This is a genomic window from Pseudarthrobacter phenanthrenivorans, from assembly GCF_036455295.1.
Taxonomy (GTDB): domain Bacteria; phylum Actinomycetota; class Actinomycetes; order Actinomycetales; family Micrococcaceae; genus Arthrobacter; species Arthrobacter phenanthrenivorans_C.
The window spans coordinates 53019-69307 of sequence record NZ_JAYXNX010000016.1; the positions used below are offsets into that span (position 1 = coordinate 53019).

The window sequence follows — 16289 nt, forward strand, 5'->3', positions numbered from 1 at the left end:
CGCCGTCACCTGCGGACGCGGCTGCTGACGCGCGAAAGGTCGGCAGCGCCGATCAGGCCGGCGTTGGGACCCAGCGCCGCGAGCTCAATCCCCGCCGCCGGGCGGAAGCCGCGGCCGGTCAGGTTGCGGGCAAACGCCTTGCGGGCCGGCTCCACCAGCAGGTCCCCGGCTGAGCAGAGACCGCCGCCGATAACGAAGAGACCCGGATCAAGGGCTGCGGCCAGGTTGGCCAGGCCAAGCCCAAGCCATTCGCCGACCTCTTCGATCAGTTCCCGGGAGGCACGGTCGCCGGCCAGTGCGAGTTCGGTCACGATCGCCCCGGTGATGGCTTCCGGGTGTCCATCCACGGCGGCCAGGAGGTCCTGCGCCACGGGCGAGTTGGACCGGGCCAGGAGCCTGGCTTCCCGGCCCAGGGCGTTGCCGGAGGCATACTGTTCCCAGCATCCGCGGTTACCGCATTCGCAGCGGTGGCCGCCCGGCATGATGATCTGGTGGCCGAACTCCCCTGCCACTCCGAACCGGCCGCGCTCCACCCTGCCGTCCATCACCATGGCGCCGCCGATTCCGGTGCCCAGCGTTATGCAGACGAGCCGGTCCTCTCCCTGCCCCGCGCCGAAGCGCCATTCGGCCCAGGCTGCGGCATCGGCGTCGTTGGTCAGGAGCACGGGACGGCGGAGCAGCCGCTGGAGGTTTTCACGCAGCGGCTCGTTGCGCCATGCCAGGTGCGGGCTGAACAGGACGGTTCCACCGGCAAGGTCCATCCAGCCGGCAGCGCCGATGCCGACGGACCAGATGCGGTGCCCCTGGCCCAGTTCCTCCACCAGCTCGACAATGACCTGCTCCACCGCGCGGGGATCCGTTCCCGGGGTGGACCGGCGTGCCTCGCTGAGGATGCGGCCCTCGGCATCCACCACGCCGGCTGCCACCTTGGTTCCCCCGATGTCTATCCCGATCGCGAGGCCCTTGCGGCCCAGGCGAAGGTGGCCGCCACTGCCCCCATGAAGCTGCCCGGCGCGGTAGGTGGCCGGACGGCGGCGCCAGGGGGCGGGTCTTTTCAGGGGGCCGGCCTGATCGCCGGACAAGGCTCCGTACATAGTGCACCATTCTAGGCGCGCAGCTGAATTGTCTTGACATATGCCGGCGGCCGACAGGCGCATTGACGGCTAAGTTACTCGCCAGTAGGTTTATGTACTGCACTGTTCCGCCAGGGGTATTAGTCTTTAGGCAACCCCCTGCGCGGGACTTCAGATATCAAAGGAGCTATAGTGCGCGAATTCAGTGTTCCGCCCCTGGTCGTTGTCCCGCCTGAAACGAACATCACCGATCTGGTGCTGCGGCAGGCGGCCAAGCCCAGCGATCCGGCACTGTTTTCACGCCTGGATTCCGCGGGCTCGTGGCACAACGTGCCGGCCACCGAGTTCCTGGCAGACGTCAAAGCCCTGGCCAAGGGTCTGATCGCCAGCGGAGTGGGGGCCGGGGACCGGGTTGGCATCATGTCCCGGACCCGCTATGAGTGGTCCCTGGTGGACTTCTCCATCTGGTTCGCAGGTGCCGTTTCCGTTCCCATCTACGAAACGTCCTCCCCCTCCCAGGTCGCATGGAACCTGGGCGATTCCGGCGCGGTCGCAGCCTTCGCCGAATCTGCCCACCACGAGAACGTGATCCGCCAGGCCGTCACTGCCGAGGGACTCACTGCTGTGCAGCATGTGTGGCAACTCGAAGGCCAGGGCCTGGACAGCCTGAGGGAGGCCGGGCGCGACGTCAGCGACGAAGAACTTGAGGCCCGCCGCAGCGCAGCGGGCCTGCGTGACGTGGCCACCATCATCTACACCTCCGGCACCACGGGGCGCCCCAAGGGCTGCGAACTGACCCACGGCAACTTTGTTGAACTCTCGGACAACGCCCTGGCCATCATCGGCGAGATCGTCCACGAGAAGGCCAAGACCATCATATTCCTGCCGCTGGCCCACGTGTTTGCCCGCTACATCTCGGTGCTCGCCATGGCGGCCGGCACCACCGTCGCCCACACCCCGGACATCAAGAACCTCCTGGGTGATCTGCAGAGCTACGAACCGACGTTCATCCTTGCTGTGCCCAGGGTGTTCGAAAAGGTCTACAACTCCGCCCTGACCAAGGCCGAGGACGGCGGCAAGGGCGCCATCTTCCACAAGGCAGCCGAAACTGCCATCGCCTTCTCAAGGGCCCGGCAGGAAGGACGCGTGGGCCTGGGCCTGAAACTCCGCCACGCGCTGTTCGACAAGCTGGTTTACGGGAAGCTGCGGGCCGCCATGGGCGGACAGGTCGCCCACGCAGTTTCCGGCGGCGGCCCACTGGGCGAGCGCCTGGGACACTTCTTCCAGGGTATTGGGATGCAGGTGCTGGAAGGTTACGGCCTGACGGAGACCACGGCCCCCATTACGGTCAACACCCCGCAGCGGATCAAGATCGGCTCCGTGGGCAAGCCGCTTCCCGGCAATGCCGTAAAGATCGCCGACGACGGCGAGATCCTTGCCAAGGGGGTCTGCGTCATGCGGGGCTACTACGGGCGGGACGACCTCACTGCCGAGGCATTCACCGACGGCTGGTTCCACACGGGGGACATTGGACAACTGGATGAGGAAGGTTTCCTCCGTATCACCGGCCGGAAGAAGGAAATCATTGTCACCGCCGGCGGCAAGAACGTCATTCCGGCTCTGCTTGAGGACCAGATCCGCGCCGACGCCCTGGTATCCCAGGTCCTCGTAGTGGGCGACAACCGGCCCTTCATCGGAGCCCTGGTGACCCTGGACCAGGATGCACTGCCGGGCTGGCTCCAGCGCCACGGCCTTCCCACCGACACCACACTGGAACAGGCGGCGCAGAACCCTGTGGTCAAGGCGGCAGTGCAGGACCTCATCACGGCGGCCAACACCTCGGTCTCCCAGGCCGAAGCCATCAAGTCCTTCCGCATCGTCCCGGCCGACTTCACGGAAGCCTCCGGCCATCTGACCCCCTCCATGAAGGTAAAGCGGGCCCAGGTGATGAAGGACTTCGAAAGCGTCATCGAAGAGATGTATTCCGCCCCGCGTCCCTGATACGGCACAACAACGAAAGGGTCCCCCGCAACGGGAGGACCCTTTCGGTGTGTCTGGACTTCTTACTGCTCGATGACCAGGAGCAGGTCTCCGCCCTGGACCTGTTCGACGGCGGAGATGGCGAGGCGGGAGACCTTGCCGCCTACCGGCGTCGTAATTGATGCTTCCATCTTCATGGCCTCGATGGTTGCCACGGTGTCTCCGGCATTGACGGTGTCGCCCGGCTTGACCGTGACCGTGACGGCGCCGGCGAACGGTGCGGCCACCTGTCCGGGCTGGGCCGGATCGGCCTTCTCGGCGGCCTTGACGTTGCTGACCACGGAGCGGTCGCGGACCACCACGGGCCGGGACTGGCCGTTCAGGGTGCACATGACGGTCCGCATGCCCTTTTCGTCCGGTTCCGAGACAGCTTCGAGGGAGGCGATGAGGCGGACTCCGCGCTCCAGCTGGATCTCGTGCTCGGTGCCACGCTGGAGGCCGTAAAGGTAGTCACGGGTGTCCAGCACGGAGATGTTGCCGTACGTCTCCACACTCTTCAGGTAGTCCTTGGTGGGTCCGTCAAAGAGGAGGCGGTTCAGCGTGTGCTGGCGGGTCTTCGAGTCGGACTTCAACGCCGCGCTGTCCTCGGCGCTGAGTTCGACGTCGCGGACCTTCACGCTCCTGCCCTGCAGGGCCTTGGTGCGGAAGGGCTCGGGCCAGCCTCCGGGCGGATCGCCGAGTTCGCCGGACAGGAAACCGATGACGGAGTCGGGGATGTCGTAGTTCTGGGGGTTGGCTTCGAAATCAGCGGGATCAGCATTGAGGCCCACCAGGTGCAGGGCAAGGTCGCCCACCACCTTGGAGGACGGGGTCACCTTCACCAGGTGGCCCAGGATGCGGTCCGCCGCGGTGTACATATCCTCGATCGCCTCGAACCGCTCGCCCAGACCGAGAGCCATGGCCTGCTGGCGCAGGTTGGAGAGCTGGCCGCCCGGGATCTCGTGCTTGTACACACGCCCGGTGGGGCCGGGCAGCCCGGACTCGAACGGCGCATAGACCCGGCGGACCGCTTCCCAGTACGGCTCAAGGGAGCTGACCGCATCCAGGCTCAGTCCGGTGTCCCGGGGTGTGTGGGCCAGTGCGGCAACAAGGGCCGACGCCGAGACCTGGCTGGTGGTGCCGGCCAGGGATGCGGATGCCACGTCCACGGCGTCCACGCCGGCGTCGACAGCCGCCAGCAGGGTGGCCAGCTGGCCGCCGGCGGTGTCGTGGGTGTGCAGGTGGACGGGCAGGTCGAAGCGTTCACGCAGGGCCGCGACGAGCTTGGCCCCGGCGGCAGGCCGCAGCAGCCCCGCCATGTCCTTGATGGCCAGGATGTGGGCTCCGGCGTCGACGATCTTCTGCGCCAGCCCCAGGTAGTAGTCAAGCGTGTAGAGCTTCTCTTCCGGGTCCAGCATGTCACCGGTGTAGCAGAGGGCTACCTCGGCGACGGCGGTGCCGGTGGCCCGGACTGCGCGGATGGCCGGAGCCATCTGGCTGACGTCGTTCAGCGCGTCGAAGATCCTGAAGATGTCGATGCCGGTCGCCGCTGCCTCGTTGACGAACGCTTCGGTCACCTCTTCGGGGTACGGCGTGTAGCCCACCGTGTTGCGGCCGCGCAGCAACATCTGGATGCAGACGTTCGGCATGGCCTTGCGGAGGGCAGCCAGCCTGTCCCAGGGGTCTTCGCCCAGGAAGCGCAGTGCGACATCGTAGGTGGCACCGCCCCATGCTTCTACGGACAGGAGTTCGGGCAGCAGGGCCGTGACGGCGGGGCCGGCCGCAACCAGGTCCCGGGTGCGGACGCGGGTGGCCAGGAGGGACTGGTGCGCGTCGCGGAAGGTGGTGTCGGTGACGGCGACGGCGGTCTGTTCACGCAGTGCCTTCGCGAAGCCTTCCGGGCCCAGCTCAAGGAGCTTTTGGCGTGAACCCGGGGCCGCTTGCCTGTCCTTGACGTCGGGCAGCTTGTGGGCGGGGTCCGAGTGGAGGGTCAGTTCGCCGTTGGGCTTGTTGACGGTGACGTCGGCCAGCCAGGTCAGGAGCTTGGTGCCGCGGTCCGCCGAGACCCGGGCCTTGAGCAGCTCCGGGCGCTGGTCGATGAAGTTGGTGGCAACATCGCCGGCGATGAAGTCCGGGTCATCCAGCACGGCCTGGAGGAAGGGGATGTTGGTGGAGACGCCGCGGATGCGGAACTCAGCCAATGCACGGCGGGCGCGGGCAACCGCGGTGGGGTAATCCCTGCCGCGGCAGGTGAGCTTGACCAGCATGGAATCGAAGTGCGGGCTGATCTCGGCCCCGGAGTAGACGGTGCCGCCGTCCAGCCGCACGCCGGCGCCGCCGGCGGAACGGTACCCGGTGATCTTTCCGACGTCGGGCCGGAATCCGTTGGCGGGATCCTCGGTGGTGATCCGGCTCTGCAGGGCGGCCCCGCGGAGCCTGACGGTGTCCTGGGAGAGGCCGAGGTCCGCAAGGGTCTCGCCGGAGGCGATCCGCATCTGGGCCTGGACCAGGTCCACGTCGGTGACTTCCTCGGTCACCGTGTGCTCCACCTGGATACGGGGGTTCATTTCGATGAAGACGTGCTGGCCTGCCCGCTCCCCCTCGGTGTCCACCAGGAATTCGACAGTACCGGCGTTCACGTACTTCAAGGCCTGGGCAAACTTCACCGCGTCACGGTAGAGCGCCTGGCGGATGTTGTCGTCCAGGTTGGGGGCAGGGGCGATCTCGATGACCTTTTGGTGCCGCCGCTGGATGGAACAGTCGCGTTCGAAGAGGTGCATGACGTTGCCCTCTGCATCCGCGAGGATCTGCACTTCGATGTGCCGCGGCCGGAGGACCGCCTGCTCAAGGAACATGGTGGGGTCCCCGAACGCAGCATCTGCCTCACGCATGGCTGATTTCAGGGCTTCGGGGAGGGCCTCGCGGGTATCCACGCGGCGCATGCCGCGGCCGCCGCCGCCGGCCACGGCCTTGGCGAAGATGGGGAAGCCGATCTCATCGGCCGCAGCCAGGAGCTCATCCAGGTCCTTGGACGGTTCACTGGACTTCAGGACGGGAACGCCGGCTTCGCGGGCGGCTTTCAGCGCCGCCACCTTGTTGCCGGCCAGCTCAAGCACCTCGGCGGGCGGACCCACGAAAGTGATGCCCGCTTCCTTTGCGGCACGGGCCAGTTCAGGGTTCTCGGAGAGGAACCCGTATCCCGGGTAGATGGCGTCAGCGCCGGATTCCTTGGCGACGCGCACCACCTCCGCCACGTCAAGGTATGCCCGGACGGGGTGTCCCTCCTCGCCGATCAGATAGGCCTCATCCGCTTTCTGGCGATGGATGGAGTTTCGGTCCTCTTGGGGGAAAACGGCAACGGTCTTGGCGCCCAGCTCGTAGCCGGCGCGGAAGGCCCTGATCGCGATTTCACCGCGGTTGGCCACCAGAACTTTGGAAAACATACTTCTCCTGCATCATTGCTGGGTGGATCGATGAGTGGTCACAGTGTCTAGGACCTACAAGGACAAACACAAATCTTTGTGGTCACGGTCACAGAATTTCCCGTCATGTCCCGAACGCTTTCAGCCAGGCTGGCGGAAACCGCCCCGGCAGCACAGTCGGTGGCATGCCGACGCCCGTTAAAGCAGGATTCGCCGACGCATCAACATATGATGTGTAGGGCGGCAGGACCGTCCGGCTTCGGCTCTGCCGAGGCAAACATTACTCCCAACACGGCATCCGGCGTTAGGTTTTGGTCTCTCAAGTGCAAGTAGTCAGCATCAGCAGCCTCAAGGGTGGAGTCGGCAAGACTTCCGTCACCACAGGACTGGCGTCTGCGGCGCTGGCCGCGGGAGTCCGCACGCTGGTGGTGGACCTCGATCCGCATGCCGACGCCACCACAGCTTTGGGTGTCCAGCCAGGTGACCAGTTGGATATTGGCAGGATGCTCAAGAGCCCGCGCCGGGCGAAGCTGGCGGAGAACGTGGTCCGCAGCAGCTGGGCCGACCGTACCCCGTCGAACGGATCCGGGCCCGCCGTCCTTGATGTGGCCGTCGGCTCCGCATACACGGGCATTTATGACCGGCCCGATCTCGGCCGCAGGGACCTCCGACGGCTTTCCTCCGTACTGGCCGGCGCGGATGACTACCAGCTTGTCCTCATCGACTGCCCGCCCTCCCTTAACGGCCTGACCCGCATGGCCTGGGCCGCCAGCGACAAAGTCGCCCTGGTTGCCGAGCCGGGCCTGTTCTCCGTTGCCGGCACCGAACGCACCATGCGGGCCATCCAGCTGTTCAGGCAGGAGTTCGCACCGAACCTTTCGCCGGCGGGAATCGTGGCCAACCGGGTGCGGAGCGGCTCCTCAGAGCACACGTACCGGCTCGCAGAGATGGAGTCCATGTTTGGCGAACTTCTGTTGAGCCCCCGCATTCCCGAACAGGCCAACTGGCAGCAGATCCAGGGCGCCGCGCACCCGGTCCACCATTGGCCCGGAGACTCGGCAAAGTCCGCAGCCGGCCTGTTCGACGACCTTCTGTCCAACCTGATGGCCGCGGGCAGCGGATTGCGCAGCCGCGTCCGCTGACCCTGTCCGCCTGCGCGCCTTCGCAGCCAGGCACAGGGCCAAGTCAAAGACCAAACAGTCAGGGCCGCCCTCCAGGAGGAGGGCGGCCCTGATTGGTTAGTTACGGGAGTGCGGTCAGCTGATCTTCCGCGCTGCCCGGCGCTTGCTTAGTTCGTCGTCGGGAAAGGACTGTTCGGCGGCGTGCTCGCTGGGCAGGGAGGCAAGGCTGCCTTCCACCTCGCGCCATACCCGTCCAACAGCGATTCCGAAGACGCCCTGGCCACCCTGCACCAGATCGATGACCTCGTCGGCGGAGGTGCACTCGTAGACGCTGGCGCCATCGCTCATCAGCGTGATCTGCGCCAGGTCCTCGACGCCGCGCTCCCGCAGGTGCTCGACGGCGGTCCGGATCTGCTGGAGGGAAACGCCGGTGTCCAGGAGCCGCTTGACCACCTTGAGTACCAGGATGTCGCGGAACCCGTAGAGGCGCTGGGATCCGGAGCCGGCGGCGCCGCGCACGGCGGGCTCAACCAGGCCTGTGCGGGCCCAGTAGTCGAGCTGGCGGTACGTGATTCCGGCGGCCTTGCAGGCGGTGGGTCCGCGGTAACCGGCGTCTTCGTCCAGCACGGGAAGGTCCTCGGTGAACAGGAGGCCCTGGGCACCGCTCACGGGCACAGCAACACCAGCCGTGGGCTGTTTTAGCCCGCCTGCTTCGCCTTTGGGACTCACCTGGATCCTCCTTGTCGTACGCTCCCTTGGTACTGATACGGCAGCCGTGGCATGAAGACCATGCGTGTAATTTTTCCGCGGGGCGCACTTTCCAGTGTGACTTGCGCGGCTGCTGTAAGCAAGGGAACTTGATACTTCGACGTTAGGCCCGGCGGGTCCCGAGGTCAAAGACCTTCGGGGCTTGGAAGAGGCGTGTCGAAAGTTTCAGCCTTAACTTTAACCTTAACGTGACCTTAGCCGTCGAAATCCTCGGGTTCGACGTCGTCGAGGAACTCCCGGAAACGACGCAGCTCGCGCTCTTCATCCACGGTGGGACCCGGCTCCGCGTCCTCCCCCTCGTCATGTTCGGTGATCCGGACACCCGCCTCATCCATGACGGAGTCTGCACACCAGATCCGGCATTTGGCGCGCAGCGCAACCGCCAGCGCGTCAGAGGCGCGGGAGCTGACCGTGGTTCCGTTTTCAAACTGCAGCTGGCCGTAGAAGATGTTGTCCTCGACGGCAACGATGTTCACACTGACCACCGAGTGGCCCAGGGACTCCACCACGTCCACCAGGAGATCGTGGGTCATGGGCCGGGGCGGGACCACGCCCTGCTGGGCCAGGGCAATGGCGCTGGCTTCCGGGGTCCCGATCCAGATGGGGACGTGGCGTTCGCCGTGCATCTCCTTGAGCAGGACCAGCGGCTGGTTGGAAGGCAATTCGATGCGAACGCCTACTATCTCGACTTCGATCATCAGATGTCCATGCGTGAGATGTGGTCCTGCACCAGGGCCCTGTGCAGGGTGAGGCAGAGGTCGCTGATCTCGCGGGCGGCCTCTGCCGCCCGCGCCTGTGATGCCGAATCCTTGCGGGATGCAAGCGGTGCGACTGCACGTTCCACCAGGCCGAATTCCCGTTCGGCAGCTGCCTGGAACGGCCGCAGGTGGCGGGGTTCCAGGCCGTGGCTTTCCAGCTGGACGCAGGCGCGGGCAACCTGGAGGGCATGCTCGTCGAACTGGCCGTTGCTGTGGCTGATGAGGCCGAAGCTCAGGAGTGACTGCAGCAGGGGCACGCTGGCGCCCGACTCGGTGCGAAGCTGTTCCTCTGTCAGTTTGCGGCCGCGGTTCTGCAGCTCGGCCGCCAGTTCGTCGGAGACGATGCGCGGGGAAACCACGACGCCGGGCGGCAGGTTCTCCGGCCGCTCTCCCCTGTCGATGGCATCAAGGTAGTCCTTGATGACTTTCAGGGGCAGGTACTGGTCCCGTTGCAGGGCCAGCACGAACCGCAGCCGCTCAACGTCGCCGTCGGAATACTGGCGGTAGCCGGCAGGGGTGCGCCTGGGGTTGATCAGTCCCTTTTCCTCAAGGAACCGGATCTTTGACGCAGTCATGCCCGGGAAGTCGGCGCTCAGCTGGGCGAGGACTTCGCCGATGTTCAGGACCTGGGGGCCCCGGCGTTCCGGTTGTGCCATTGCCACAGGCAGCGGTCCCCGGGTCAGCTGCGGCCTGCAGCCGTGGCAGGGCTCAGGTAGAAGGTGAGGCGGAACTTGCCGATCTGGACTTCGCTGCCGGACTTCAGCTCCACACGATCCACGCGGTCATGGTTGACGTAGGTGCCGTTGAGGCTGTTCTTGTCCACCACTTCGAAACTGCGCGCCGTGCGGCGGAATTCGACGTGGCGGCGGGAAACCGTGACGTCGTCCAGGAAAATGTCCGCGTCCGGGTGGCGGCCTGCGGTGGTCACGTCCGAGTCCAGCAGGAACCGGGCACCGGCGTTGGGGCCGCTGTGCGCCACGAGCAGTGCAGAGCCTGCGGGCAGGGCTTCGACCGAGTTGCGCTCTTCCGAGGACATCCTGGGGGCGATGGTGGGTTCGTCGGTGACGGGGGTGAGATGGATCGAGGTGGTCTCCGACGCCCTAGCCGCACCCGTGCCGTAATCCCCATCGGCAGGGTTGTGTCTGTGGCCAGCCATGGATTCCTCCTCCTAGACGTTGCGGGAATCCATCCCGCAACCAACGTTTGCTCTCCGGCCCTGACCGGCAGGTCCGGCGCCGGCACCCGATCCGGACCTGACGTGCGGAGACGCCTGGCTCGCGGCGCGGGGCCGGACCGGAATCACCGGTTAGCTTTAGCCTACCTGTTGTTCGTACTCCGATGCACTGAGCAGGGACTCGACAGCGTCGGGTTCGGCGAGTTTGACCTCGATGAGCCAGCCGTCGCCGTAGGGATCGGTGTTGATCAGGGCCGAATCGGTGTCCAGGGAGTCGTTGCGGGCCACGATTTCGCCGGAAACGGGGGCATAGATGTCGCTCACGCTCTTGGTGGACTCCACTTCGCCCACCACTTCGTTTGCCGTAATCTTCGTGCCGACTTCGGGCATCTGGGCGTAGACGACATCTCCAAGGGCGTCCTGGGCAAAGTCGGTGATTCCCACGCGGACCACGCCGTCGGCATTCGGGGCGGTGACCCACTCATGTTCGGCGGTGTAGGACAGGTCTTCGGGAATGTTGCTCATGGGGGGCCTTTCATCGGGGTACGCGCCAAATGTCAAAAGGGGCCCGCAAAACGGGCCGCCGCTGAAAGTATAGGCACAACTGCGGGGGCGGGGACGGGCCTTTCTGACAAGATGGGAGCCATGAGTGCAAGCACCGGCGCGGCATCCGTGGGACCGTTCGCGAAGCAGGGCGGCTAGGCCATGCCCGAGCTCCCTGAAGTAGCCGGCCTGGCCTCTTTCCTTGATGAGCAGCTGCGGGGCTGTGTGGTCACGAAACTGCAGATCGTCTCCTTCGCAGTGCTCAAGACGGCAGACCCGCCCTTCAACGCGGTCGAGGGCCGCACAGTGTCCGGCGTCCGCCGGTTCGGAAAGTTCATCAGCATCGATACGGACGGAATTTCCCTGGTGTTCCATCTTGCGCGCGCCGGCTGGGTGCGGTTCACGGACTCCCCCGCCGACAGCCAGCTCCGGATGGGCAAGGGACTCATCGCGGTGCGCTGCGCTTTTTCCGGGCCGGAGGGGCCGCGCGGACTGGACCTGACGGAGGCGGGCACCAAGAAGAGCCTGGCCGTCTATGTGGTGCGGGACCCGCAGGAGGTGCCCGGCGTGGCCACGCTGGGCCCGGATCCCTTTACCGAAGCCTTCGACGCCGACATGCTGGCGGAGATCCTGGCAGGCAGTTCCCAGCAGATCAAGGGACTCCTGCGCAGCCAGAGCGTCATCGCCGGCATCGGGAATGCCTACAGCGACGAAATTTTGCACGCCGCGAGGATCTCGCCATTCGCCATCGCAAAATCGCTGGACCGGGAGACAGTGCAGGTGCTGTACGACGCGATCCACAGCGTGCTGGGTGAAGCGCTGGCAGAGGCGGCGGGCAAGCCACCCAAGGACCTTAAAGACGTCAAGCGCAGCCACATGCGGGTCCATGCCCGGACGGGAGAGCCCTGCCCCGTCTGCGGCGATACCGTGCGGGAGGTTTCCTTCGCGGACACCGCCCTGCAGTACTGCCCCACCTGCCAGACCAAAGGCAAGATCCTGGCGGACCGGAGGACGTCGAAATTCCTGAAGTAAGGAAGATTCAGCGGCAACTGTGACACCGCCGCGGATGATCGGATCAAGATTCGGGACTTCTGGACCTGCCCGCGCAGTCCCCTGGAGCGTAGCGTCTTGACCAAGGTCCGCAGTTCCCGATCAGCACCAAGGGGTCACAATGCACCGGACTCGACCGGCCGTCCTCGTCGTGGTTCTGGCCGTCGCCCTCGGCGGCGGTCTTGGGGCCAACGCCCTGGAGCCAACCATCGCTGCCACATCAGCAGCGGCTGCCCAACGGAACATTCCGGCGTCGATGGTTGTCGCGCAGGCCGGTGACGATGAGATTGCCGAGCACTATGAGCAACTGGGCGGCAGCGCATCATTCCTCGGACCAGCAGTCGGCAGTGCCTATGACATTGCCGGCGGCCGCGCCCAGGAATTCGCCCGCGGCACCATCTACTGGAGCCCCGGCACCGGCGCCCACGAACTGCACGGCGAAATCCGCAGCAATTACCTCGCACTCGGCGGCCCCGCAGGGTTCCTCGGCTTTCCCCTCACCGACGAAACCGCCACCCCCGGCGCCACCGGCCGCTACAACGACTTCGCCCGCGGCACCATCTACTGGAGCCCCGGCACCGGCGCCCACGAACTGCACGGCGAAATCCGCAGGCACTATCTGGAACTCAGCGGCCCCGCAGGGTTCCTGGGCTTTCCCCTCACCGACGAAACCGCCACCGCCGGCGCCCCGGGCCGCTACAACGACTTCGCCCGCGGCACCATCTACTGGAGCCCCGGCACCGGCGCCCACGAACTGCACGGCGAAATCCGCAGGCGTTACCTGGAGCTCGGCGGCCCTGCCGGCGTGCTGGGATTCCCCGTGACGGACGAGATCGGCACGCCCGACGGGGTGGGCCGGTACAACCACTTCAGCGGCACGAGCGGCGGCTCGTCGATCTACTGGTCGCCCGCCACGGGCGCCCACGAGGTCCACGGAGCCATCCGCTCCCAGTGGGCGGCCATCGGTTGGGAGCGCAGCCGTCTCGGTTACCCGGTCAGCGGGGTTTATGGCATTACGGGCGGCCTCCGCACCGACTTCCAGCACGGTTCGATCCTGTGGCACGAGGCCAGCGGAAGGACCGAGGTCATCTACACCAGCGTCCCCTCGGCACTCCTGGGCGTGGACCTGGAACGCCTTCCGACCACGCAGAAGGTTGTCGCGCTCACGTTCGACGCCGGCGCCAACGACGCCGCCCTCCAATCGATTCTCAGCACCCTCGCAGCCAATGGCGTCCCAGGCACGTTCTTCCTCACCGGAGACTGGGTCAACCATTTCCCGTCCGGCCCGGCACTGATCTACAACGCAGGGCACCGGATCGGCAATCACTCCATGACCCACCCGGACTTCACCACCCTGACCGACGCCCAGATCGCGGCCGAGATCGGCAGCGCCCAGAGGACCATTGAGGCCGCGGGAGGCGATCCGCTCCCGTTCTTCCGTTTCCCGTCCGGCGCCCGCGATTCGCGCACGATCGCAGACGTCAACGCGGCCGGCTACGTGGCCATCCGGTGGACCGTTGACACCCTGGGCTGGCAAGGCACCATGAATGGAACGCGTGGCCCGGCCTTCATCGTCCAGCGCGTCATGGCGGCCGCGCAGCCCGGGGAGATCGTCCTGATGCACCTCGGCTCCAACCCCGATGACGGCTCAACACTCGACGCCGCGGCCCTCCCACAGGTGATTGCCCAGCTCCGGGCGGCAGGCTACGGCTTCGTCACCCTGGACGCCGCCCTCGGCTAGCTGGAACCTGTGATGGCGCATTCCGCACAGGACACCCCCATCCGGACAAAGCACCCCCGGATCCGGGGGTGCTTTGTCCGGGAGAAGGTGCACGTCCATGAATGACTGCGAAGCCAAAAAAGCGGAAAGCGCCGGAGAGATTCTCCGGCGCTTTCCGCTCTTTGGTCGGGCTGACAGGATTTGAACCTGCGACCCCTTGACCCCCAGTCAAGTGCGCTACCAAGCTGCGCTACAGCCCGCTGGTTCCGCCGTTCTCCGCTGCATTCGAATCAAGGATTCTCATCAGCAGTCCGGCCGAACCACCTAGAAGAGCTTACACGATCCAAAGGGGTGCCAGTGACACTTTCCGGCGATCAGCCCCAGGGTGTGTCGCAATTAACGCTTCCGGCCCCGCTTCTCACGCACGCGCATGCTGACCTCGATGGGTGTGCCTTCAAAGCCGAAGGTCTCGCGCAGCCGGCGCGTGATGAACCGGCGGTACCCGGGATCCAGGAATCCGGTGGTGAACAGCACGAACTTCGGCGGCCGGCTGGACGCCTGGGTGCCGAAGAGGATGCGCGGCTGCTTGCCGCCCCGGACCGGGTGCGGGTGAGCGGCCACGAGCTCGCCGAGGAAGGCGTTGAGGCGCCCGGTGGGGATGCGACGGTCCCAGTTCTCCAGGGCCAGGTCCAATGCAGGAACCAGGCGGTCCTTGTGCCAGCCGGTCTTTGCCGAGATGTTGACGCGCGGCGCCCAGTCCACGTGGGCCAGGTCCTGTTCGATCTCCCGCTCCAGGTAGCGGCGGCGTTCGTCGTCAAGCAGGTCCCACTTGTTGAAGGCCAGGACCAGGGCACGCCCGGACTCGATGGCCAGTTGCAGGATGCGGACATCCTGTTCGCTGAGGACCTCGTCCACGGCGAGGAGCACGACGGCGACCTCCGCCTTTTCGAGCGCGGCCTGCGTCCGGAGGGAAGCGTAGTAGTCGGCGCCCTGGGCCATGTGCTGGCGGCGGCGGATGCCGGCGGTGTCCACGAAGCGCCAGGTGCGGCCGCCGAGTTCGATGAATTCGTCGACAGGATCGCGCGTGGTGCCGGCGGTGTTGTCCACCACCACGCGTTCCGATCCCGCGAGCTTGTTCAGCAGGGAAGACTTGCCGACATTGGGGCGGCCGATGAGCGCCACGCGGCGCGGGCCGCCGGAGCGCTCCACGCCTTCGATCGTGGAGAATTCAGGCAGGGTGTCCATGACGTGGTCGAGGAGGTCCGCAACTCCTCGACCGTGCAGTGCCGAAACGGGGTAAGGTTCTCCGAATCCGAGGCCCCACAGCGCGGCGCTGTCGGCTTCCTGCGCAAAGTCGTCCACCTTGTTGGCCACCATGATGACCGGCTTCTTGCTGCGGCGGAGCATCTTCATGACGCCTTCGTCCGTGGCCGTGGCGCCAACGGCGGAGTCCACCACGAAGAGCACGGCGTCGGCCAGTTCCACGGCCATTTCTGCCTGTTCTGCAACGCGGGCGTGGATGCCGCGGGCGTCGTGCTCCCACCCGCCGGTGTCCACCAGCGTGAAGTTGCGGCCGTTCCAGTGGGCCGAGTACATGACGCGGTCGCGGGTGACGCCGGGGGTGTCCTCCACCACTGCTTCACGGCGGCCCAGGATGCGGTTCACCAGCGTTGACTTGCCAACGTTGGGGCGCCCGATGATCGCCAGGACCGGGTCCAGCTTGAGGGGGCCCTCGAAGTCCTCGTCGCCGTACTCACCGCTCAGCAGGGCGGCGTCGTCCTCGTCGAGTTCGTAGTCCTCCAGGGCGGCCCGGAGGGAGGCGGCACGCAGCTCCGCTTCGTCGTCGTCGATCGCCGCCAGCCGTTCGGCAACCTGGTCGCTGCCTGTGGGCCGGTACTCGTCGTCGGCGCCGGAATGCCCGGAAGTCTGGGTGGTGTCGCTCATTGCACTGTCCTTAGTGGTCATCTGCCGGCGTCCCCGGCTACTGTCAAGTCATTGTGGTCAGCGAAAGGCAGGGGCTGCCCGCTGAGTTGGATGGTGTCCTGGACGTGCCCTGCCAGTGCTGCACGGATATCCTGCGCCGCCCTGTCCATTGAAGCACGCCCGGTTTCGCCGGCCCGGCGGGCCAGCGTGAGGGCTGATCCGAAGCTGACATGGAAGCGCCGCCCCGGCCGAGGGACGAAATCCAGGTGCTCATGGCCCTGGCGGGTGCCCAGGATGGCGACCGGCACCACCGGCGCCCCGGAGTTCAGCGCCAGCCAGGCCACGCCGCCGTTGATGTCCGCTGCTGCCCCGCTCCCCCGCGTTCCTTCAGGGAGGATCCCCACACACCGGCCGGCGTCGAGCACGGCCTTGCAGCGCTGCAGCGCTGCACGGTCGCCCCGGCGGTCCACCGGAAGCTGCCCGGACGCAGCCAGCACCTTCCCCAGGAACCCTTTGAACATTTCCTGCTTCACCAGGATGTGCATGGGCCGCGGCGCCGCACCGAACATTACCGGCCCGTCAAGGAAGCTGATGTGGTTGGCGGCGAAAATTACCGGTCCGCCGGTGGGGACGTTGCTCTTGCCGGTCACGCTGGTCCGGTAGACCAGATGGTCAAGGATCCAGCCCACGGGCCTGCTCCACGCCATGGTCAGCCCGG

12 protein-coding genes, 1 tRNA gene and 1 pseudogene are annotated in these 16289 nt (G+C 66.3%); 4 read left to right on the plus strand and 10 right to left on the minus strand.

The window, feature by feature from the left end; translation table 11 throughout:
* Positions 1-5 precede the first annotated feature (5 nt).
* Positions 6-1094 carry an ROK family glucokinase gene (locus VXJ37_RS17460; protein ID WP_331324313.1) on the minus strand — a complete coding sequence of 363 codons (1089 nt, stop codon included), beginning with the start codon at positions 1092-1094 and terminating at the stop codon, positions 6-8.
* A 171-nt stretch (positions 1095-1265) separates the two neighbouring features.
* On the opposite strand from VXJ37_RS17460, the gene VXJ37_RS17465 reads away from it, so the two are divergent.
* On the plus strand, positions 1266-3074 hold the full coding sequence (locus tag VXJ37_RS17465) for an AMP-dependent synthetase/ligase (RefSeq protein ID WP_331324314.1): 1809 nt from the start codon (positions 1266-1268) through the stop codon (positions 3072-3074).
* Between the two features lie 62 nt (positions 3075-3136).
* Here the strand turns inward: VXJ37_RS17465 and VXJ37_RS17470 are convergent, their stop codons facing one another.
* Positions 3137-6535 (minus strand): pyruvate carboxylase, encoded by a 3399-nt coding sequence (locus tag VXJ37_RS17470; RefSeq protein WP_331324315.1) that lies wholly within the window; start codon positions 6533-6535, stop codon positions 3137-3139.
* 302 nt (positions 6536-6837) lie between these two features.
* On the opposite strand from VXJ37_RS17470, the gene VXJ37_RS17475 reads away from it, so the two are divergent.
* Positions 6838-7656 carry a ParA family protein gene (locus VXJ37_RS17475; RefSeq protein WP_331324316.1) on the plus strand — a complete coding sequence of 273 codons (819 nt, stop codon included), beginning with the start codon at positions 6838-6840 and terminating at the stop codon, positions 7654-7656.
* Between the two features lie 114 nt (positions 7657-7770).
* On the opposite strand, the gene VXJ37_RS17480 is transcribed toward VXJ37_RS17475, so the two are convergent.
* From VXJ37_RS17480 to gcvH, 5 genes are all read right to left on the minus strand, one after another.
* Positions 7771-8364 (minus strand): MerR family transcriptional regulator, encoded by a 594-nt coding sequence (locus tag VXJ37_RS17480; protein ID WP_018763528.1) that lies wholly within the window; start codon positions 8362-8364, stop codon positions 7771-7773.
* A gap of 233 nt (positions 8365-8597) precedes the next feature.
* Positions 8598-9101 carry a bifunctional nuclease family protein gene (locus VXJ37_RS17485; RefSeq protein ID WP_056331728.1) on the minus strand — a complete coding sequence of 168 codons (504 nt, stop codon included), beginning with the start codon at positions 9099-9101 and terminating at the stop codon, positions 8598-8600.
* The gene (gene ftsR / locus VXJ37_RS17490; RefSeq protein ID WP_141940852.1) at positions 9101-9817 is read right to left on the minus strand and encodes a transcriptional regulator FtsR; all 717 of its coding nucleotides are present in this window, start codon (positions 9815-9817) and stop codon (positions 9101-9103) included. Before ftsR ends, VXJ37_RS17485 begins: the two co-directional genes overlap by 1 nt.
* 23 nt (positions 9818-9840) lie before the next feature.
* Positions 9841-10317, minus strand: coding sequence for an FHA domain-containing protein (locus VXJ37_RS17495; protein WP_331324317.1), 477 nt, complete (start codon positions 10315-10317; stop codon positions 9841-9843).
* 156 nt (positions 10318-10473) lie between these two features.
* A complete protein-coding gene (gcvH, locus tag VXJ37_RS17500; RefSeq protein ID WP_331324318.1) occupies positions 10474-10860 on the minus strand; it encodes a glycine cleavage system protein GcvH in 387 nt (128 codons plus the stop codon).
* A 180-nt stretch (positions 10861-11040) separates the two neighbouring features.
* On the opposite strand from gcvH, the gene VXJ37_RS17505 reads away from it, so the two are divergent.
* Positions 11041-11910 carry an Fpg/Nei family DNA glycosylase gene (locus VXJ37_RS17505; RefSeq protein WP_331324319.1) on the plus strand — a complete coding sequence of 290 codons (870 nt, stop codon included), beginning with the start codon at positions 11041-11043 and terminating at the stop codon, positions 11908-11910.
* Positions 11911-12049: 139 nt separating this feature from the next.
* Positions 12050-13669, plus strand: coding sequence for a polysaccharide deacetylase family protein (locus VXJ37_RS17510; protein WP_331324320.1), 1620 nt, complete (start codon positions 12050-12052; stop codon positions 13667-13669).
* Between the two features lie 162 nt (positions 13670-13831).
* Here VXJ37_RS17510 and VXJ37_RS17515 read toward each other — a convergent pair.
* The 3 genes and pseudogenes from VXJ37_RS17515 to VXJ37_RS17525 form a co-directional block, all read right to left on the minus strand.
* Positions 13832-13908 (minus strand) — tRNA-Pro (locus tag VXJ37_RS17515).
* 136 nt (positions 13909-14044) lie between these two features.
* Entirely contained in the window at positions 14045-15592 is a 1548-nt protein-coding gene (gene der, locus VXJ37_RS17520; protein ID WP_331324321.1) for a ribosome biogenesis GTPase Der, read from the minus strand.
* A gap of 10 nt (positions 15593-15602) precedes the next feature.
* Positions 15603-16278, minus strand: a pseudogene (locus tag VXJ37_RS17525) (lysophospholipid acyltransferase family protein).
* Positions 16279-16289 lie beyond the last annotated feature (11 nt).